The organism is Candidatus Cloacimonadota bacterium, from assembly GCA_012516855.1.
Classification (GTDB): domain Bacteria; phylum Cloacimonadota; class Cloacimonadia; order Cloacimonadales; family Cloacimonadaceae; genus Syntrophosphaera.
Window position 1 is genome coordinate 1 of the sequence record JAAYWB010000010.1, and the last position, 21,702, is coordinate 21,702.

General features: G+C 55.7%; 13 protein-coding genes and 1 tRNA gene. 2 read left to right on the forward strand and 12 right to left on the reverse strand.

Annotation, left to right across the window (positions count from 1 at the left end; genetic code table 11):
- The 3 genes from GX466_00685 to GX466_00695 all read right to left on the reverse strand — a co-directional run.
- Nucleotides 1-741: WYL domain-containing protein (locus GX466_00685; protein ID NLH92730.1), on the reverse strand; the 741-nt coding region annotated here is incomplete at its 3' end.
- Nucleotides 742-873: 132 nt separating this feature from the next.
- A complete protein-coding gene (locus GX466_00690; protein NLH92731.1) occupies nt 874-1,371 on the reverse strand; it encodes a hypothetical protein in 498 nt (165 codons plus the stop codon).
- Between the two features lie 169 nt (nt 1,372-1,540).
- Nucleotides 1,541-1,723 (reverse strand): excisionase family DNA-binding protein, encoded by a 183-nt coding sequence (locus tag GX466_00695; protein NLH92732.1) that lies wholly within the window; start codon nt 1,721-1,723, stop codon nt 1,541-1,543.
- A gap of 1,539 nt (nt 1,724-3,262) precedes the next feature.
- On the opposite strand from GX466_00695, the gene GX466_00700 reads away from it, so the two are divergent.
- Complete coding sequence (locus tag GX466_00700) at nt 3,263-4,084, forward strand: hypothetical protein (GenBank protein NLH92733.1); 822 nt, start codon at nt 3,263-3,265, stop codon at nt 4,082-4,084.
- A 39-nt stretch (nt 4,085-4,123) separates the two neighbouring features.
- Here GX466_00700 and GX466_00705 read toward each other — a convergent pair whose 3' ends face one another.
- The 9 genes from GX466_00705 to GX466_00745 form a co-directional block, all read right to left on the reverse strand.
- Nucleotides 4,124-5,179, reverse strand: coding sequence for a hypothetical protein (locus GX466_00705; GenBank protein ID NLH92734.1), 1,056 nt, complete (start codon nt 5,177-5,179; stop codon nt 4,124-4,126).
- Nucleotides 5,180-5,192: 13 nt separating this feature from the next.
- Nucleotides 5,193-6,155 (reverse strand): hypothetical protein, encoded by a 963-nt coding sequence (locus GX466_00710; GenBank protein ID NLH92735.1) that lies wholly within the window; start codon nt 6,153-6,155, stop codon nt 5,193-5,195.
- Complete coding sequence (locus GX466_00715; protein NLH92736.1) at nt 6,152-7,618, reverse strand: beta-N-acetylhexosaminidase; 1,467 nt, start codon at nt 7,616-7,618, stop codon at nt 6,152-6,154. Before GX466_00715 ends, GX466_00710 begins: the two co-directional genes overlap by 4 nt.
- Nucleotides 7,615-10,641 (reverse strand): alpha-mannosidase, encoded by a 3,027-nt coding sequence (locus tag GX466_00720; protein ID NLH92737.1) that lies wholly within the window; start codon nt 10,639-10,641, stop codon nt 7,615-7,617. The genes GX466_00715 and GX466_00720 overlap by 4 nt, the downstream gene beginning before the upstream one ends.
- An 11-nt stretch (nt 10,642-10,652) precedes the next feature.
- A complete protein-coding gene (locus tag GX466_00725) occupies nt 10,653-12,947 on the reverse strand; it encodes an ABC transporter permease subunit (GenBank protein ID NLH92738.1) in 2,295 nt (764 codons plus the stop codon).
- Nucleotides 12,944-15,406, reverse strand: coding sequence for an extracellular solute-binding protein (locus GX466_00730; GenBank protein NLH92739.1), 2,463 nt, complete (start codon nt 15,404-15,406; stop codon nt 12,944-12,946). The genes GX466_00725 and GX466_00730 overlap by 4 nt, the downstream gene beginning before the upstream one ends.
- A gap of 358 nt (nt 15,407-15,764) precedes the next feature.
- A tRNA-Ala gene (locus GX466_00735) sits at nt 15,765-15,840 on the reverse strand.
- Nucleotides 15,841-15,913: 73 nt separating this feature from the next.
- Complete coding sequence (locus GX466_00740) at nt 15,914-18,562, reverse strand: valine--tRNA ligase (protein ID NLH92740.1); 2,649 nt, start codon at nt 18,560-18,562, stop codon at nt 15,914-15,916.
- Between the two features lie 232 nt (nt 18,563-18,794).
- Nucleotides 18,795-20,240: a T9SS type A sorting domain-containing protein gene (locus GX466_00745; protein ID NLH92741.1), complete on the reverse strand. Its 1,446-nt coding sequence runs from the start codon at nt 20,238-20,240 to the stop codon at nt 18,795-18,797.
- Nucleotides 20,241-20,709: 469 nt separating this feature from the next.
- Between GX466_00745 and phnE the strand changes: the two genes are divergently transcribed.
- Entirely contained in the window at nt 20,710-21,690 is a 981-nt protein-coding gene (gene phnE, locus GX466_00750; protein ID NLH92742.1) for a phosphonate ABC transporter, permease protein PhnE, read from the forward strand.
- The last annotated feature ends 12 nt before the right edge of the window (nt 21,691-21,702 follow it).

Sequence of the window (21,702 nt, forward strand, 5' to 3'; positions counted from 1 at the left end):
ATCCGAGGTGGGAGGAAAGAATTGCAATTTTACTTGAAACACCTCCCCGGTATAGATGCCAAAGCCACTGTCAAAGTAGGTTTTGGAATCAAAATCCACCTCGTGTTGGGGTCTATCGCCAAGCTTGATGTTGTCCATCCGATTGAGGGCAAAAACGATCACCTGATCTATCTTTTTATAGTATCCGGCCAGGTAGAAATTGTGGTTGAAATACTTGATTGCCAGAGGCGAGACTTCCTTGTGGCTGTGCCGCTGGTTCTGCACGCTATAATAATCAAAAGAGATAATCTTGTAATTCAATATCGCTTTCAGTATCAGGCTTAGTTTCTCAGGCATTGAGTCCGAATCTGATAGAGTTCCGGTGCTGTCACTGATCAACGCTTTTTGGACATCACGGTAGAATTTCAGGATGGATTTATCCAGCTTGGTTTCGATCTTGGTCAGAATGCCTTTGATGCTATCGGCAGTAACCAAACCCGATTCCTCCCAAAGCTTGCTTGCCAGTGAGAGGCTGAGGATATCCTCGTAATTCAGCGTGTAATCAGGAAGGCGATAACCCTCTGTGAAATAGTAGAAAACCTGATTGCCCCTGTCCATGTCCTGATCTTCGTAAATGGGAAATCCGCAAGAGGATAGGTTTGTGATATCCCTGGCGATAGTCTTCTTTGATACCCCAAAGTGAGTTGCCAATTCACCTTTGGATATGCCGCTCAGCCGATGCTGGTTTATCAGATGCAGCATCTGCCATTGCCTGTACAAAGCTTGATTCCTCACACAATTCTCACCAATTTATTGATGCGTTTCATTATTCCTGCCATAGCTAAACAGTCAAGGTTTTTCATTGCCATCCTGTACCTTGAGTGTATTTCCCAACTACTTTAGCATCTTATTCCACTCGGGAGAGTATTTGCCGATAAAGTAGCGTTCGAGCTTTCTGGTTGCTTCAGTCGCTTCCTCATCCCTTCCAACCAGCAGGACATATATCTCCAGATCAGCGGCATGTGCGTGCATTAGCCTCCCCGATGTGTGTTTCCTGGCACTGTCTGACTCTCTGGTATAGTCAGATAATCTCTTCCTGATACCACCATTCGAATATTCGACGGCTCTGCCGACATACATGACCTTTCCATCCAGTTCGGCTTTGTAAAGCCCAACGTAAGAGGAATATGGGCTAAGATCGATGCTGTCCAGATAGCCTACATACTGCCACTTGCTCTCCCATTCTCTGAAGGTCCTTCCACCAACAGTTGGGACTTCCATTCTTCCGGTGGCCGAATTTCTGCTGCCATTTCGCATTTGCTTGCTCTGCTGCTTCATGCCTTCTTCTATGACCGCATTGCCAATCTTTGCCAGTGTTTTCCAAAAGCTCATTCTGAACTCCTAAATGATTTATTTTGCTTATCCGCATTCTCATTATAAATCACCCCCTGGACAAAACAGGGGTATAGGCTAAATAGCAACCTACACATCCAACCCCGCCTCATATTCCCTGAGCCACGGCACCTGCTTCTTATAATCCGGGACAATCCTATCCTCTTCATCAAAGTGTCGCTCCACCAGCCTTGACATACTCATCTAACTCATTGATTTTGAAATTCCAATCGCCCATCATGTGTGTGGGCATATCGTGGAATTGTATCCAGCTATATACCGTTTCATCGCTTATCCCGAGGTAAGCAGATGTCTCTTTGACGGATAGCCGCCTGTCATATAAACGATCCATGAACACTCCTGATAGGCTTTATTGGCAAAGGATTAACGTTTTCGGAAAGCGGGTTTCCTTAACCTTTTACACCCAAAACCATACATCGCCGTATCCCCTCTGATTGTCAATCGATAAATTATGCTTCTCTTTGCGGATACCCGTATAGAAATGGTCGGGAAAAAAGCCATAAATAATCGCAGAACCTAGTAATTTACTGCTCTATGGGAGAGTGAATGCACCGGAATGACAAGGTTTTAAACTATATGGACTTCTTCTCGACAGCCGGAGAAAAGGCAGGAACTTGGGTGTACAAGTCACATGTTTCCCCGTAAGTGAACTACTCACCGGAAATATTATCTCATCCTCAGGCCATTTGCTCTGACCTACTAACATCCCATTCACATCCCGCTGAGTTCACAATGCTCCATTGAGAACTTAATGGGAAGTGAGTAAGAGGTGGATAGGATAGGATAAATGAGGAGTCAAAATTGTAAATATCGAAAATCAGGCTATTTTCAATTGGGTGGGTATATGCAAGTTAAGCGAAGACCAAGTTTATCCAGTATAAATGAAGCTGAGTCTCATGCAGTTGTGGTTTTCTTTCGATAGCCCGGAGGGCTGCAGATCATAGCGAGGGCGTGCAATGAGCGCAGCGAACAGAACCCCTCGACAATGGATCCAAACTACCTCCTGAGCCCCTTGCGGGCGACAGACATCATTCCCCACAGTTCTGCCACTATCCAGGTTGCTTTTTGATTGAACGCCCGCAGCCACTTAATAAAAAATAGAGCCAAAACTGCTTGCCTGCCGCTGTGTCCTGTCAGCTACACCCTTAGCGCTCGTGTCCATTTCCCTCTCTTTCCTCTCACCAAATCCCCGCATCAAATGCGGCCATTATGCGGGAGGCACGTCTGGGATTCAGGACAAGGCCTTAACGGCCAGTTGGCTTCGCTTCCACACAGCCACACTCTGAAGCCGGGCGAGAGCGGAGCAATGACCACAGCCACAACCACATTATCTGCCCAAACTATCACGTGTGTCATTCCGGGAAAGGGATTCAGCCTCAGGGCCCTGGAATCCAGTTTTTTGCTCTTTCTGGATCCCGGAAGTCACCTCTCGGGCTCGGTGACGTCCGGGATGATGTGGCCTTGGAGGCTGCCGTCGAGCGAGGAACAAGCATCAACGCCAGCAATGAATGATTTTTGCAATGCTTCCTGTTGTTCATGCTCACTACATTCGCTATACGCTAGGAAAAAAGGCGGTACAGCAACCGCCAGTACCATGTAGCGGCGCTCGCCGAAGCGCCGAAACTCCCAAACTCAAGTCATTATCAGCTTGACCCGGAATCCAGTGTATGAGTGGCTTACGCTTCCTCGCTATCGATATGTCGCCCTACGGGCCCGATCTACCGGATTACCGCCCGGTTTGAAAGAAAGCCTGAAAAAAGTGAGAACCCACATCCTTCATCACTTCGCCGGGGATTATTTTGCTTGACGAGTCACCTCCGCCTGTCCAAATTGCAACATCACGTGAAAGTTCAAACCCAAGGGAGGTTTTATGCGCCTGACATTAGTTCTGTGCGCCGCGCTGCTGCTGGCCGGATGCGTTTTCACCGAGTCCGTGTTCACGGTCAATGAAGACAATTCCGTGGATTTCAGTTTCATCAAGATGGTCTCCAAAAAGATCAGCGACGAGATCATGCCCGATCAGGAAGAAAGCGTCCTGGAGGATTCCCTCGCCTACGGGAAGTTCGGCATGGCAGTTAAAGCCTTTGAGGACAAGGACAACAGGGGTGTCCAAGCGGACGGACATTTCAGCCGGGTCACCGACCTTAACCTCTTTCCCCTGCTCGCTGACAGCACCAAAGCCCCGTCCGCTCCATTGGTGAAGGAGGAAAAAAGCACTGACCACAGCCTGTTCACCATTTCCTACAAGCCCGATGTGATGAAGGCCATGAACGCGGGACAGGAAGATTCCGAACAGGAAGAAATGAACGAAGTGATGGACCAGGTGCTGGAGAACAAGGTCACCTGGAAAGTCCCCTTCGAGGTGGTGAACACCAACGCCAAGATCAGGAACGATTCCCTGGGCGTTTACACTTGGGAGTTCAAAGGGGTTGAGGGCGATTCCATCTATCTGCAGTACAAGGTTCCCAGCCCCGCTGCCGCCGCGAAAAAGTTCGGCTTCCTGCTCTGGGGAATTCCCCTGCTCGTCGTTCTGGGCCTGGCCCTCTATTTCCTGCTGCGCAAGAAAAAAGAACAGCCCCAGACAGTGTATCAGGCCCCGCAGGAACCTGACTTGCCCAGGTCCGAAGAAGCTCCCCCTGACAATGATTCCCCCGAGGAGACTGAAACCACTCCGCCAGAAGAACAGGAATAACGGACTGATTCAGCTATAAAACCTGCCTGGAACTCCCGGTCACCGGAGCGGAAGCCGGATCAGCCGCCCTGACTCCGTGATTATAAGAGTGGGCAATTCATCGGTTTCCAGGGTGGCGCAAAAGGAACGGGAAGTTGTTTCCAGGCGGGGCAGATAAATCTTTCCCCGGTGGTGAAAAGGCGCCAAACCCAGTTCCGAAGGGGAGATGGAATAACTGCCATTGTCCATCCGGTATTGTTTTTGGGCGTAATAGACCTGGCGCAGATACTCTTCCGCCATCAATATTTCGGGCAGGCCTGGTTCCCAGGCGGCGTCCGAAGCCGGTCCTTCCAAAAACCAGACCAGGCCCCAGCGTTCGGGATAGTGCATGTTGATGAGACCCTGAGGGCTCCAAACCCAGTTGAATTCAGGAATTCCGGGAACTTTCCGATAGCCGCCGTCCACTATTTCCGTAGTCCAATGCACCCGGGAGAAGTTGATCCGCCAATAGTCGCCTGAGCGTGGCGGACAGGGGGTTCCGGCCATTTCAGCCAGAGCCCGCCAGGGTAGAAATATCTCCACGTTCCAGGCTGTATCGGTGTCCGTGGGATCGTTCAGCGTGCCTTCGAGGCCGACAGCGGTTTTGATGCCGTGGGCTTCCCAGCCGTTGATGGAGCTGTGTTCGTCTCGGTAAGGCTTCACCAGAAATAGATCCCAGAGCGTGTTCAGGGCGTTCAGTTCCAGCTCGAAGTAGTGATGGGTGTCGCCGTCGGGATCGAAGAAGACCTCAAAGTCGTTGTCCCAAAAGATCACGGCGTCATGTTCGGTGAGGGTGGCCCAGAGATGCGGCTCCTCCAGCCGGGCGGCGATGTAGAACCCTTCGCCGTCCCAGAGCATTTTGAACCTGGTATCCAGATGGGGCGCGGGTTTGAGGCTGCCTTCGATATCGGTGAAGCTGGCGCTCCAGGGTGCCGCGTACCAGGCGGGTTCGTCGATTTGGCCATCAATCTCAAGAGAGCCCGCCGCCCGAAAACAAGGATAGGAAAGCGGTTCGAAGGGCAGGGCCGGAACTGGGAAAGTCTCAGCAAGAAGGGTGCCGCTGAGGATCAATAGCATGATAACAAGGGTGTTAGGGCGCATGCACGGCCTCCAGAAGTTCTTCTATTGTAGTAACGGCGAGGCAGACGCAGGTGTCGGCAGCGCCGTAATAGACGTAAATTTCCGAGTTTGGGGCCACAAAACCCCGGCTATCGGTTTGCCAGGGCAGGGCGGCTGTGGGGAACACCACATTTGGCACCTGGCCGCAAAGCTCATAGGTCTCACGGGGTTCCAGAATGTTGTATTTTCCCCGGGCGAGGGTTATCCAGGGGCACTGGAGGTCATGTAGTGAAACCCCTGCCTGATAGATGCTTGCGGACCCGAAATGGGTGGCCACGCCGTGGTAGATGTGCAGCCAGCCCTGCGCGGTTTTCAGTGGTGGCGGGCCCGAGCCGATCAGTTCGTCCCAGAAGTGGGGCCGGCCGGAAAACACCTTCTCCGCGCCAGACCAGTTCAGCAGGTTGTCCGATGAGGCGCAAACTATGTCGGAACCAGTTTTTACGCTGTCGGCCATCAGCAGGGTGTTGGGGCGTTCAAACCTGAGATAACGTCCTCCGACCTGCTCCGGAAAAAGGATGCCGTTGCGGGTGTCGGCAGGAGAGACCAGGCCGCGGAATTCCAGGGCTGCAAAATCCGACGTGGAAAACCAGCCCAGAAAGCAGCCCTGATCGGTATCCACGGCGCAGATGACGTGATAGAGCCCGTCAAGCCTGGTTATCCGGGGATCGTAAACGTGGAAAATCCGGTGGGGACAGCTTTCCAACCCCAGCAGCGGCAGCGGCATGTCTTCCACTTGAAAATCCACTCCGTTTTCGGACCAGGCCTTGACGAACAGCGTTTCGCGGGCGCGGTTCTGAACCCTCAGCAGCAGCAGGATTCGGCCATCGAGCCAGGCACCGCCGGGATTGAAGACCGAGGAAACGTCTTGCAGGGCGGGATGGCTGGAAACGATGTCCCGCCTGGTGATCAGCGGATTGCGGGGATGGCGGTTCATAGCCTGAATCCCAGATCTCTCCAACGATTCCAGAATTCCATTACATCTTCGACGGGTTCTCCGTTCCAGAGAATTTCCGCCAGGGGATAAAGACGGTGGGCGACTTTCTCCTTCAGATCGGCCTTATTGGCCAGATGCTCGGTCCAGACGTTGGCCTGGGCCCCCAGCAGGAGTTCCTTGCGCTGAAAAGTGTAGTCCTGGAACCGGAATTTGAGCACATCCTGCCAATTGATGATCTGGTGAGTGCCGAGGGTATCGTATTTACTGTTGCGGGCGTCGAAATAGAGCTTTGTGTAGGGGCTGAGGATGTAGCGGTTGCCGTTGTCATGGGCCATACGGGCCGCGTCAATTCCGTCACCGCGCCAGACCATCACGATGGGGTCCTGGGCAGGCTGGCCGTCCAGGATTTCGTCCCAGCCGATCACGGTTTTGCCCAGGCTTTTGAGATGTTGGGCCAGGGTTTGCACCAGCCAGCCCTGCAGCGCTTCCTCGCCGGCGAGGCCTTGTTTTTTGATCCGGGCCTGGCAGTGGGGGCAGTTCTGCCAACGCTGCTTGGGGGCTTCATCACCGCCCAGATGCACATAGCGGCCGGGAAAGAGCTCAGCTACTTCGCTGAATAATTCTTTCAACCAGTCGATTACTTCGTCCTTGCCAGCGCAGAGGATGTCTTCGGAAATGCCCCAGACGTTGAGGGTCTCAAAATCCCGCGGAAGGCAGGCCAGATCGGGATAGGCGGCCAGTATCGCCATGGCGTGGCCGGGGATGTCAATTTCGGGGATGACCTCGATCCCGTGCAAGGCGGCGTGATCCAGCACCGCTTTGATCTGGCGGCGGGTGTAATAACCTCCGTGGATGCTGCCGTCGGCCTCTTTGCGCCAGGCGCCGACCTCGTGCAGGCGGGGGAATTTCTTGCTTTCGAGGCGCCAGCCCTGGTCGTCGGAAAGATGCCAGTGGAACTTGTTCAGCTTGGCATGCGCCATCCAGTCCAGATAGCGCTTAACGAACTTGAAATCAAAGAAATGGCGGCTCACGTCAAGATGCAGTCCCCGCCAGGAATAGCTGGGCCAGTCCCGGATTTCCAGGCAGGGCAGGTCGCCGGGCTCGCCAAATTCATCGTCGATGTAATAATACGCTTCGTAAAGATGCTGCTTCAGGGTCTGCACGGCGTGGATGATACCGTTTGGGGATTCAGCCTGGATCTGGATGGCCAGGGTGTCCACCTTCAGGGAATAATAGTCGGGCGGCACTTTCTTGTTGAAGGGGGCGAGTTTGAACATGACGCTCATGGTGTGGTCGTCATCGAGATAACCTACATCGATCAGATTATGGTAGAAAGCATCGAGGTCGGAAACGAGATAGCGGAAAATCTTTTCTGGCAAATCGGCGTTGCGCTGGTAATCGACCCTGGAGGTCATCCAGAAGCGCTTTTTGAACACATGCATTTGTTTCGGAAGAGGGATCATGGGAGTTCCTCTAAAAGGATGGTTTTGATCTCAAAAGGCCGGAAATCCAGGTTGAGCGGATAGTAGGGGTCGAGCTTTTGTGGAGCCGTTTCCAGCGGCTGCTCCAGCAGGTCTATTTCCCGAGCCTGGGCATGGGTTTGGGCACAGAAAAGCAGCGCGGTGCCGCTTTGCCCTTTGTATTCGTGGAAGCGCAGGATGATGCCGCTACCGTCCTCCGCGGGCTTTACCGTGTCCAGGTTCACGTGGTCGCTTTCCAGGCGGAAAAGGGGTTCCGGCAACTTATCGGGCAGGTTTTGCACTGGCACCACGATCAGGTTGTGGGCCAGGTGTTCGGCTTGATTGAAAACGTCGCTGTGTTCGTAATCGCCTTTGTGGGGATAAAAGGCGTAAGTGTAGGAATGGCTGTGGATATCGGCGGTGGGATCGACGTCGGCAGGGCTTCGCAGGAGGTTCAGCTCCATCTGGCCGTCAACGACGCGGTAGCCGAATTTAACGTCGCAGAGCAGCGCGCAACCGCGATCAGGCTGAGAAAGGTCGGCAAAGCGTTGGGCGGGAACCTCGAATTGGGCAGTTTCGAACGCGTTTTTGGGCTTGCTGCTGCGCTTGATCACGCCGGCTTGGATGCCGTAGCTGGCGATTCCGTTGTGCACATCCGTGAACCAATGCGTGCGCAGCATTTTGTGTTTTTCCTTCCAGTCGATATCGTGGCTGACACGCAGCAGGCGGTCATCGGAGCGCAATTCAACGGTCTGGCGCAGGCTGGAATTGCCGATGCGGATATCCTGCACCACGCGGCTGAACCCTTCTTCCAGCGCGAAACTGAGGGCTTGGTTCAAGGTGGCGCCGCTGGCTGCCTGGGGTGTGGTATCACGGTAAAAATGGTTGATGTCCCAAGCTCCCCAGTTGTTGGGTTCGTCTTCCCAGAGCAGGAGCAGGTTGGATTCCGAGGCCAGCAGTTCGCGCTCCAGTTCTTTATCCCAGATGGATTTTACTCCGCCGGTTTCGGTCAATTCCACTTTGAGAAAGCGGTTTTCCAAGGTCAGGGAGGCTGGACTGGCCCCGGATTTGGGCAGATAGCCGTTGGTGGAGAATTGCAAAGGCAGGCAGCCCCAGGCCGGCACCCGGATCCTGGCCAAGAGGGCGTTTTCCGTTTCCAGAGAAGGCAGTTCGGTGCCGTATTCGTTCAGCGGAACCAGGCCTTGGAGTTCTTTTGGGAAGGCGAGCCATTCATCCAGTTCCTGGTTGGAAGGGTTGACCACCAGATAACTGGTTTCTTTGCAGGGCATTCCAGTATCCGTGATCTCGCGGACAGTTGCGGTTATGTAGTCATTCAGCAGCTTGTGGTTGGCGGCGCTGATGGTCTGGGCTTCCTCGTAAACCGGCGTGATCGAAGAACCGGGGATGATGTCATGAAACTGCAGCAGCAGCGTGTTTTGCCAGATACACCGCAGCTTTTCCGGATAGGCATGTCCGGCAAGCACAGCCATGAACTCGGCCGCAGCCAGCAGCTTCTCGCTGTTGCGGTTATCCTGTTTCATGCGGGCCTGGGTGGTGTAGGTGCCGCGATGAAATTCCAAATAAAGCTCGCTGTAGACTACCGGAAGCTGGCTGGAGTCGAGCCCGGAGAGATGATCGAAGAAATCCGCCGAACTGGAAAAACGGAATTTGCTCACTCCTTCGAGGTTTCGCTGGCGCAGACCGTATTCAATATGGTCGCGGGTGGGCCCGCCGCCGCCATCACCGATGCCGTAAAGGTTCAAAAAGGAGTCGCAGAGTTCGCTCTGGGCATAGCGTTTTTCCGTTTCCAAAAAGGAGGAGGGGTTGTTAGAAAAGTTGTAATCGTTGGTGGGAAGTTGATGTGCCAACACCCTGCTGCCGTCGATCCCCTCCCAAACGAAGAGGTGGTGGGGAAAGACGTTGGTCTCGTTCCAGCTAAGTTTCTGGGTGACGAACCAGTCCACGCCGCAGCCCTTCAGAAACTGGGGCAGGTTGCCGGAAAAACCGAAGCAGTCGGGCAGCCACAACACCCGGGGAGCCTGGCCGAACTCACTTTCGAAGAAGCGCTTGCCATACATGAACTGGCGGATAATCGATTCTGCGGAAATGAGGTCGGTGTCAAATTCCACCCAGGTTGAGCCCTGGATTTCCCAACGGCCTTGTTTCACCTGTTCTTTAACCAACGCGTAGAGGGCAGGGTGGTCTTCCTTCATCCACTGGTAAAGCTGGGCCTGGGAAGCGCCGAAAACGTAGTCCGGATACTGCTCCAGCAGTCGCAGCGCGTTGGCGAAGGTGCGCGCGCCTTTGCGGCGGGTTTCAGAAAGCGGCCAAAGCCAGGCCAGGTCGAGATGCGCGTGCCCAACACTGAAGGCGGTGAGCGCGCTGGCATGAGCCGGTTTGGACAGAAGATCGCCAAGAATTGCCTGCACCATTTCCTGATCGGTGTTCCAGGCATCGCAGACCTTGTTCAGGCCATAGATCAGGCGTTGGCGGCGAACCGTTTTTTCCGGCAGGGTCTCCGCGAGGTCCAGCAGCAGGGAGATGTCCAGCAGGCGTTGATAAAGCCCTTCGTCAAAGGTAACGAGGGCGCATTCGCGCAGGCGGTATTCCTCTTTCTGCGCTCCGAAGAGATCGTTGGCCGAAGCGTCGATGAGCAGGCTGAAATCCTCTCCGGGCTTGCAGATGGATGCAAGGGGAAGCAGATTCTTGGCGGCCTTGTGATACCAATCCACCTTGGGTGTGAAACCCTGGTAGGGAACGCCATCCAGCAGCAGGCAGGCTTCGCCGTCGCAATCGAAGAGCAGCCTGTAATCCTTTCCCGACCAGTCTTCCGGGATGCTGCCGCTGATCCGGAACCAGCCCGTCTGCCAGGGTTTACCCCAGACAGAGTTGAGCGCCAGGGGCTGAAAATCCCCGCCGGTGGCGGAGAATCCAGTCTCCAGAGGCAGCTTGTCCCTGATCAGAAGCTGTTTTTGCCGCTCCAGCAGGCGTTTGATCCGGGTGAGGTGGATCTTTTCGTTGTGCATCGGAAACCCCTTTATTTTTCCATCGGGACCACTATCCCTTTGATGATGATGTTTTGGAAGAAAACGAAGACCGCCAGGGTGGGGATGGCGGCGATCACCAGGGCAGCGTAGCCCACTGAGAGGCTGGCGCGCTGCATCAGCTCGTAGATGTGCACCATCAGGGTCCACATGCTCTGGTCCTGGCAAACGATGAAGGCGAAGAGAAAGTTGCGGTAGGCGGCGTTGAAGGCCCCGAGGGCGATCACGGCCAGGATTGGTTTGGAAAGGTAGAGCGTGAACTGCCAGAAGAGGCGGAATTCCCCGGCTCCGTCGAGGCTCGCGCTTTCATAGAGCTCACGGGGCAGGCTGTCGAAAAAGCCTTTGAGTAGAAAGATGAAATAGCCGTCCGCGGCGGCAGGCAGCACCAGCGCCCAGAAGGTGTTAAGCAGGTTCAACCGCTTGAGCATCAGGAAGTTCGGAATGCCCATCACCATCGCCGGAAAGGCCATGGTAAGCATGAAGAGCAGGATAATCTGATAGCTGAGCCGGGGCTTGAAGCGGCTGAGGGCGTAAGCTGCGAGGGGGTTGACAGTTACGGCCAGCAAAATGGACAGCAGGGTATAGATGGCCGTGTTGCGCAGGGAACGGGCGTCGTTGAACATCTGGTCCAGCACCATGGCGTAATTGCGGGTGAGAAACTCCCGTCTGATCTCGCCTTTGTGCTTCAGGAAGGTCTGCGCCTCGATCTGCTGGACGGGCAATGGGATATTATCAAAGCCGGTTGCGACCAGATGCCAGGCTTGATTCAAGCTGTCCGTCGTGCCATATTTTGCCCGCAAAAACCCCTGCCAGGCCTGAACCGATTCCTTTTGCCTCGAAAACCTCAACTGGCTGGGAGTGGAGCGCATAGCCACAAACTCCCGCCAGAGTTTTGCCGCCTGATTGTCCCGGGGCAGGTGGGGACTGGGATAGATGTTTTCCTCGGAGCTGTAACTGCTACCCATGTATCGGTTTGCTTGTACCAAATCCAGCTTGCCGCCCCGACCGGGAAAGCGTTCCGCGAGCAGGGCCAACCAGTCGCTTTGAGCGCTGGGCAGCAATTCCAGCCAGGCTATTCCTTTGCCCTGGGCGAATTCCAGCCAGTCGCTTTGGAGGGCGAGGTTTTCCGCCGGGGCCGTTTTGGGCAGGGTTAGCTTGTCCCAGCCGCCAACGCCCTGATCCCAAGCTGAGTTCAGTGCTTCCACACTTTGATACTTCCGCTTCAGCCAGGCACGGAATTCGTTGCCAATGTTGCGCACCCTCAGATGTTCCGGTGCGGCGGCATTTTCCACGAACCAGGTGAGGTCTTCAACCATGGCACCGCTGTCCGGGACTTCTTTTGGGATCCGCACCGCGCTGAAATCCGGATAATCTGTATGCCAGGTGGAATTGAGCAGGGAAACATCGGCGTATTTATCCTTCAGCATGTCCTGGAAGGCGGGGTCAGCGGAGGCGGAGAGGCTGATGTGGTGTATGTTCAGAGCTTCGCGCACGTAGTGCAGCCAAGCCGGCCGCAAGGGATGGCCCTCCGGAGGGCAGCTTTCGCTCAAAACCACATCCTGCCAGGAGTTCAGACCTAAACCTGAATCAGTATTAAAGGCTACAAGGTCTCCTCCGCAGAGGGGGGCCAGTTCCATCTGCGCGAAGGCGCCATCGAGATTGACATGGTTGCGGTGTCGCTCGCCCACGGCTTTCTTAAATGCCTGGAAACGGCCAAGATAGCCGTCGCTCACGCTCACGTAGTTGCGCCCCAGGATTTCCTTTTCCTCCACCACGATCTGTTCCCAGCTTTGGGCTCCGGTGTTGTAGCGCCGGTTGAAAGCGGTGAGGTCGTTATCGTTTTCCTGCCGCAGCAGTTTGCGGTAGCGGCGCTGGTTCAGGGGATAAACGCCGCGTCCGTAATGTTCGGCGACATAGTAATCGTAAACCCCTTGGGGCCGGGCGGACAGAAACTCATGCCAATCATTGAACAAAGTGGGAGATAGCTTCTCCGGCAGGCGCGCCTCGGCAAAGGAGAGCCAGCGTCCTGCATAGTTATCCGCAAGGCGGCTGCTTTCCTCGTTGTAGCGGGATTCCAGGTATTTCTGGAACAGCGCTTCTTCGTTGTGCAGATATTTGGGCAGCAGGTTCAGTCTGCCACTGTCCACGTTGCTACGCAGCGAGGCCGAGACCATCAGCAGAAATGGATAGACCATGGTGATGGCGCCCAGGATCAGCACCAGATGGATGCTGAGGTTTAAAATTCTCACCCTGGCGGAGCGCCGGCCCACCTTGCCGATGATGCTCACGCGGCCTCCCGGTCGTCGCCCACGGCGCGGAACTCCATGCGGGACAGATATTTGATCTGCCAGACGGTGAAGCCCATCAGCATCAGGCTGAGGATCCAGGCCATCGCCGTTGCCAGGCCGAAACGAAGGTAAAGATAGGCCTTTTCAAAAATCATCAGATCCGCCACCCGGGTGGCTTCGTTCGGGCCTCCAAAGGTCATCACCAGAATGAAATCGCTGCTCTGTGCCGCCACGATGAAGGCGGAAATGAGCTGGATGATGATCAGTCCTTTCAGGCTGGGCAGCACGATGTGGCGGAGCTTGGCCCTGAAGCCGGCGCCATCGATGTCCGCGGCCTCATAGAGCTCGTGGGGTATGTTTTTTAGTGCCGCCAGATAGATCAGCGAACCCGGTCCCACGCCGGCCCAGACGGTTGGCAGCACTACGCAGAGCATGGCCAGCGATTCATCCTTTATCCACATGCTTTTGGGCAGTCCCAGGGAAAGCAGCATCTGGTTCAGAATGCCGGCGTCGGAGGGGTCGTACAGCAACTTCCAGAGATAGATAACGATCACCCCGCTGATCACCGCGGGCAGGTAGTAGATCACCCGGTAGAGCATTTTCCCACGCGAAACCTCCTGCAGCAGGATGGCCAGCCCCAGAGGTGGCAAAAAGCCCAAGCCAAGCAATAATGCCATGTAATACAACGTCTTACCAACAGACGCCCACCAGGCCGGATCGAACAGCACCGTGGCGAAATTGCCGAAACCGATCCAGGGGCTGGCCCCCACGATATGGTAATCCTGAAAGGCCATCAGCGAACCGGTGACCATGGGCAGGTATTTCCAGACCAGGATGGTGATAACTGCCGGAGCAAGCAGCAGAATAACCCAGATGCGGTGGTTAAACCTCAGTTTGGCAGAACTATGCGCTTCCGGGCTGAGCAGCTTCCAAACCCGCCAGAGGGTGAAGCAAAAAGCCAGCAAAATCAAGATGGCGATCAGCATCGCCAGGCGTTCCCGGAAGGCCTTGGTCTCTGGCGGGATGTGGCCTATCATTTCCTGGTTTGTGCGCGCCTCGCCCTGGCGCAGCACGGACGCGATCAATTCCCTCCTCTGTCCGGGATCCTTTGGCAGCCTGCCTTTCAGGCCCAGCGCCACCAGTTCCTCCAGCGGATAGGTCATGTATTCATACACTTTCTGGCAGTTGTCGCCAAAGGGTTCCGGCCGGCCTTCGCGCATGGCGGTCTCGAAGGTTTCCAGCCAGCCCGCAGGCGCGTAGCGCAGATATTCCTCGTATCCGTAACGTTTTAGGAACACAGGGTTTTGCATGCGTCCGTAACCGCTGTCCACCATCACCTTCATGCGGATCTGGCGGGCCTCCTCTGAATCGTAAAAGCGGATGTATTCCCAGGCGGCCTGGCGCACAGCTTTGGGATCGCGGTCGCCCACCCCGGAATTGTTGCTGATCCCGGCCCCTGAAAAGATGCCCATCATGCGGCAGTTGATTTCGCTACCGCCGCGTCCGGAAAGCCCGGCCGGGGCAGGGGCGAAGGCATAGAGGTTCGGATCGTAAACCCCGCCAAGGTTTTGCTGGGAAAGATAGTCCATCCGCATGCCGATCTTGCCTTCCTGCCAGAGATAGCCCCAGTCCCCTTCCCGCAGGGCGAAACCGGTCTGCGGGCGTCCCTGGTTGTCGTGCCATTTGGTGGCCACCAGCTTTAGATAAAAATCCAGCGCCACTTCGCCTTCCTCTCCGGCGAAGGAAGCGCGCCATTCCTGCTTTTTGGGGTCGTAGGTGACGGCTTCGCCCCCGGCGCCCCAGAGAAAAGGCAGCCAGTCGTAAGCGGCTTGCGGACCGGAAGCCAAAACCGTGCCCCAGGCGCCCTGCTCAGGATCGGTGAGCCGGCGCGCGTAAGCGAAAAATTCGTCCCAGGTCCGCGGCGGTTTTTGCGGGTCGAGCCCGGCCCGGCGAAACACGTCCTTTCGGTACATCAGCACCCGCACCAGCGTTTCGTAGGGCAGCATCCAGGTATATTCGGTTTTGCTGCCCTTGCGGGCGCGGCGAATCACTTGCCAGACAGGCTGTTCCACCCGCAGGGTCAACGCGGCGGGGTCTTCGGAGGCCAGGAATTCATCCAGCGGATAGAGGAAATTGTTTTGGATATAGGTGTCGCTCTGGCGGAAATTCACGTAGAGGATATCCGGCGCCACTCCTCCGGCGATGGCCATCAAGGGCCCGGCGTCGAGGTCCATGTTCTCGATCTGGATGCCGGAAAAGGCGCGCAACTCTATGTGGGGAAACTTCTTGCGGAACGCCTCCACCACCGCCAGATTGGCCCGCGAATAGGCATCGGTCTTGCGGGGATCGGGCAGCTCGAACACCTTCAAAACCACGCGATTAGCGTTTTTTGCCCACGCCAGGGCAGGCGCCGTTATCAACAGCGCCGCAAGCAGAAGAAAAGCCAAAAATCTGCGCATAATCCTGATTCGCAACCTGGTTCGCGGCGCCGCTTTCTGTCAAGCACAAAATTGCCGGCATTCCCCTATTTTCAGAGCAACCTGGTTTTCATCTGCCTTGCTTCCGCAAGATGGGATCTTTCAAGCGACTTGTTGTGGAGGGTGTCCCTGTGCAGACGGATTTTGCGGAGGAGCGAAGCGATACCGTCTGGCCGTTAAGGCCTTTCGATGTGTTGCGGATTCGCCTCCCGCACAATGGCCGCATTTGATGCGGGGATTTGGCGTGGGGCGTGGGAGGGGTATGGAAACGAGCGCTAAGGGCCTGACCGACAGCAGGTTTGGGAGGGTAAAGCGGGTAATTGCAAGGCGATAGAAAAAGTGGTGGAGCTAAGGGGATTCGAACCCCTGGCCTGAACATTGCGAACGTTCCGCTCTCCCAACTGAGCTATAGCCCCACTTTCTATCGCTGTGAGCGGCTTCAAGGGCCGCGGTGCCGGTCTCTGCTCGAAACCGGGAAAAGATGTATTGTTACCTCAAATCAGCGAGCAGCTCTTTTGTCAAGTCCAGTTTTGTCTTGAGCTCGGCAAAGCGCTGGCGCTCGTTTTCCACCACCTCGGCTTTGGCGTTGGCGATGAAGTTCTGGTTCTGGAGTTTGGCGTTCACTCCGGCGAGTTCCTTTTGCATTTTTTCGATCTGTTTGCCCAGGCGCTGGCGCTCCGCGTCGAAGTCGATGAGCCCTTTCAGGGGCAGGAAAATCTCGATGTTGCGCACCACGGCGGCGATGGAGGCGGGCGGCTTGGCCAGGTCTGTGGCCACATCAAGTTCGTCAACCTTAGCCAGTTTGCCGAAATAGGCGGAATAGCGTGCGAAAAGGTCTTTCTGCTGCTCTGCCGCGACCCTGATGGCGAGGTTGATCCTGGCTCCGGGAGAGAGATTTATCTGCTTGCGGAGGTTGCGCACGGCGGAGATGGCTTCCTGCATGAAGGCCATGTCGTCGGCAATGGCGGGATCGACCAAAGTGTCGTCGCAGACAGGGAAAGCCGCCACGATCAGGGCTTCCTCGGGTTGCGGAAACACGGTCTTCACGCTCTGCCAGATCTCTTCCGTGATGAAGGGCATGATGGGATGCAGCAGGCGCATGGCAGACTGCATCACGTCGAGAAGGATGTAGAGCGCGGTGCCGCGCGCGGCGGGGTCCTCGGAATTGAGGCGGTCTTTGGATAGCTCTATATACCAGGAGCAGAATTCGTCCCAGATGAATTGGAACACGCACTGCCCGGCGTCGTTCAGCCTCAGGTTCTGATAGTGGTTGGCTGCTTCGCGGGCGGTTTCATTGAGCCGGGAATAGATCCAGCGGTCGGCCAGTTCCAGCTTCAAATCCTTTCTGTCAGGCAGTTTTTCGCCCTCGCCCACGTTCATCATGATGAAGCGATAGGCGTTCCAGATTTTGTTGGCGAAGTTGCGCCCGGTTTCCAGAATGGCATCGGAATAAATGACATCCGCGCCTTTTGGGGTGCCGAAGACCATGGAAAAGCGGAGGGCGTCGGCCCCCGCCTTGTCGATGATGTCGATGGGATCGGGCGAATTTCCCAGGGATTTGCTCATCTTGCGGCCCAGTTCGTCGCGAACGGTGCCGTGCAGGAGGACAGTGTCGAAAGGTATCACATCCCTGAAATGCAGGGTGCTCATGATCATGCGGGCCACCCAGAGATAGATGATTTCCGGGGCTGTGATCAGCACCTGGGTGGGCAGAAAGCGTTTCAGGTCAGCCGTTTCGTCGGGCCAGCCCAGAGTGGAGAAAGGCCAGAGCCAGCTCGAAAACCAGGTGTCCAGAACGTCCTCATCCTGGCGGAAAGCCGTGTGGCCGCAATCCGGACAGGCGGAAGGGGTTTCTTTCGCTACCACCATGGCGCCGCATTCCAGGCAGTAAAAAGCCGGGATGCGGTGTCCCCACCAGATCTGGCGGGAGATGCACCAGTCGCGGATGTTGTTCATCCAGTGCATGTAAACCTTGGTCCAGCGTTCAGGCTGGAAGCGCACTTCGCCCTTTTCCACCACCTCGATGGCGCGTTCGGACAGGGGCTTCATCTTCACGAACCACTGGTCGGAAAGATAAGGCTCGATCGCTGTGTCGCAGCGATAACAGTGCCCTACGGCGTGTTCGTGGTTCTCGATCTTTTCCAGCAGGCCCTGCTCGTCGAGCATCTGCACCACTTCCTCGCGGCAGGCAAAGCGGTCCAGACCCTCAAAATCCTTTCCCGCAGAGGCGTTCATCACGCCGTGCTCGTCCATCACCAGAAGCTGGGGCAGGTCGTGGCGTTGGCCAATCTCAAAGTCATTGGGATCGTGGGCGGGAGTAACTTTCACGCAGCCGGTGCCGAATTCCATCTCCACATATTCATCCGGGATCACGGGAATCGTTCTGCCGGTGAGGGGTAGCTGAACTTCCCTGCCGATCAGGTTTTGGAAGCGTTCGTCCTTGGGATTCACTGCCACGGCGGTATCGCCCAGCATGGTTTCCGGACGCGTGGTGGCAACCACCAGATGGCCGCTACCATCGGCAAAGGGGTAGCGAATGTACCAGAGTTTTCCGGTCTCGTCGGCGTGTTCCACCTCGTCGTTGGCCAAAGCAGTCACGCAGCGCGGGCACCAGTTGATGATGTATTTTCCCTTGTAGATCAGGCCTTGTTCGTAGAGGCTTACGAAGACTTCTTTCACGGCGCGGGAGAGCATTTCGTCCATGGTGAAGCGCAACCGGTCCCAATCGCAGGAGGAGCCCAGAAGCTTGAGCTGGTCGATGATGCGGTCGCCCTTGTCTTGTTTCCAGGCCCAGATGAGTTCCAGCATTTTTTCGCGGCCGACGTCGTGGCGCGTCTGTCCTGATTTGGCCAGATCCTTTTCCACCATGTTCTGAGTGGCGATGCCCGCGTGATCGACGCCCGGAAGCCAAAGCGTGGGTTCGCCCAACATTCTGTGGTAGCGCACCACCACATCCTGCAGCGTGTTGTTGAGCACGTGACCCATGTGCAGGATGCCCGTCACGTTCGGCGGCGGGATCAGGATGGTGAAAGGCGGTTTGGATGCGTCTCCGCCCGGCTTGAAATAGCCGCTTTCTTCCCAGAACCGATACCATTTCCGCTCGATTTGAGTTGCTTCGTAAGTCTTGCTGATCTCCATTTATGTCACCTTGATATTATCCCAAAAAGCGGGATCGCTTGATTTTATATATGAAAATAACCTAAAAAAGTCACGGCGATGTGTTGTCAAGCAAATAAAGCCCCGCAAGGCCCGGAAGCCTGCTCCTTCTCCCATTTGAAGCCCCGCTCCATCCTGGCGGTTGCTTTTCCTCAGTAAAAGAAAAACCCGGCCGCTGGGGCCGGGTTCCTTCTCTCTGAATGGAAGAAGGTGTTTATTTAAGGATGATGAGTTTCTTGCTTTCCTGGTGGTTGCCGGCGCTGAGGCGGTAGAAATAGATGCCGCTGGCGCAGGATTTGCCGCTTGTGTCCAGGCCGTTCCAGGAGATGGTGTGGCTGCCCTGCTGCAGAGGGAAGGAAGCCACGCGCTGGCCGGAGAGGTTGTAGATGCTGAGTTCGCCGCTGTCGCCCGCTTTCACCTCGACGGGGATGCTTACCGCGGTGCCGCTCTGGAAGGGATTGGGATAGACGCTGCCCAGGCTGCTGCGGTCCGGAAGTGACGGGGTCTGGGTATCGCTAACGGTCACGGAGACAGGGCCGAAAAAGTCGCTTGTGCCCACCATGTCCATGCTTTCCAGCCAGAACCAGTAGGTGCCGGGGGTGTTGAATTCCCAGGCGGTGAAGCTGTAGGAAGCTCCGCAGTTGCAGTTTTGGGCCGGGATCAGCACCGGGGTGAGGTTGATGGCCTCATTCATGGCCGAGGCTGTGGAGCCCAGAACCCGGAATCCCATCAGGTCGTTTTCGGAGGCGGTGGTCCAGTTCAGGACAGGTTGGTTCTCGGCGTTTACCGAGGCGGTGAAGCTGCTCATCACAACTGGCACGTTGGGTTCGGTATCGGCGGAAATCTCCATCAGGAAATCGTGATAGGTGGAATTCAGGGTGGTGCGGGACACGATTTCCAGCATCCTGATATTCACCACATAGCTGGGGGCGAAGAGCGCAGCCCAGTCTGGATCGGTGTCGGGATGGTTCACATCCACCAATCCGGTGCCGAGTCCGGTTTGCTGATAAAAAGTTCCGGGGCCGATGTTGTCGCCAGTGTTCCAGGTAAACGGTATGGGGTAAAAATAAGGGGCACCTTTCAGGTGTTCCACATAGTCATGGATCTCCTGGCCGGAGGGGTAAGGTGTGGTTATCTCATACTGCATGTTGATTATATGCAGTTTCTTCACTCCGCCCAGGGTGATATCGCCGCTGGAATTGGCATAGGTGCGGATGTCTCCGGATTCTCCATGTGTCTGCCAGGGATTTGCAGGATTGACCAGGTTTACCTGGGTCAGGCTGGTCCTGTCGAAAGGCGTAAAGGTGATGCCGATCTGGGTCATGTCATCCGTGAAGGGAATGTTTTCCTGAACGCAGCTTATCACTGTTTGCCCTTCCGAATTGCCGGGCTGGGTCATGCGCACCAGGTCTTCGGCGTAATAGTGCAGGAAGGGATATGCGTTATAAAGCGGTGTGTTTCCAAAGGTATACCAGTTCCCATCATGCGTGGCGAAGGAAGGGCTGTCGAAATCGAAGAGCCAGACCGTATTGCGGTTGGTGCCTTCGAGGTCGTCAACCTCAAAAGTGAACAAAGGGGTTTGCGCGGCCAGAAATCCGGCCATCAGCACCAGCATCATGGCGCTTATAAGTTGCTTGCTGAACGAAAGCTTGATATTCATTTCAGTTCTCCTAGAATCAAAGTTAACTTGAAAAACCATCATTTTAACCCCTGCCTATCTTGGCAAGGATTTTTTCATTATGTCATTACGAGGCTCTCAATCAGAATTGACAAACCACTAAAAAGGTGATGAACAGCCACAGACATTTCGACTTCCTTCATCCTAGGGCTGGAAACTCCACAGAAAAGCGATTCGATGCTGATTGGCCGTTAAGGCCCTGTATTGAACCCCTGACGCGCCTCCCGTATGATGCCCGTAATAAATACGAGGATTTGGCGGGAGGAAAGGGAGGGAGATAAGCTCGGGCGCTAAGGACGCGGCTGGTAGGATACGATGGTGGGTAGCCCGCTGGGCGGCAGAACGATAGTGAGGGTTTGAAAGTGAGCCTTTCATTTCGCCGAACCGGACCAGGATGGGCCGGAGCAAAAACTGCTTGACTTTTCCGCCCCCTTTTTCAACTTACCACTCCATGAAGTATCTCAAAGCAAGCGCGATCGAATATCTGCTCTGGCTCTACATCCTGGGCTGCCTGGCCTGGCTGCTTTTCCGGCTGGGGGCCTATTCCAAGCCAATGCCGGCCTGGCTGTTGCTGGCTTTGCCAGTGGGACTGGCCCTGTTGCTTGGCTCCAGAAAAGGATGTCTGGGCCAGGTGGTGGCCGCTCCGGAAGAAAAGCCCCGCCATCAGCCTTGGAAGCTGGAACTGGGTGTGGCCATCCTGATCAGCTTTGTGGTTGGCTGGGTGATCGTGGAGGTGAAGCCGCTGGCCTTTTTCACCCAGGCGGGAAACGCGCAGAACATCATCAAAGGCATCTTCAATCCCAATCTGCAGGAACTGATGCCCATGCTTGCCGCCCTCATGGAAACCATCTACCTGGCTTTGCTGGCCACGGTTTTCGCTATTCCCTTCGCCTTTCTGCTCAGCTTTTTCGCCGCCAAGAACCTGATGTACGGCTCCACCTTGGGAAAAATCGCCTACGTCGTGATTCGCACCGTCTCCACCGTCTTCCGTTCCATCGAGGCCATCGTCTGGGCCATCATCTTCTGTGTCTGGGTGGGAATCGGCCCCTTTGCCGGAATGCTGGCGCTGTGGATCCATTCCATCGCCGCGCTGGTGAAGCTCTATTCCGAGCAGATCGAAAACATCGATCCCGGCCCCGTGGAAGCAATCAAGGCCACCGGCGCCTCCACCCTCCAGGTCTGGCGCTATGCCGTCACCCCGCAGATTCTGGCTCCCTATCTGGCTTTCACCATCTACCGCTGGGACATCAACGTGCGCATGGCCACCATCGTGGGCTTTGTGGGCGGCGGTGGGATCGGCCTTGCCCTCAATCAACAGCAGCAAATGCTTGCCTGGCGCAACGTTGGCCTCATCATGTGGCTGATCGCGATCGTGGTCTGGGTGATGGACATCTTCAGCGGCTATATCCGTGAAAAACTGGTCTCTACCTGATAAAGGAACTAT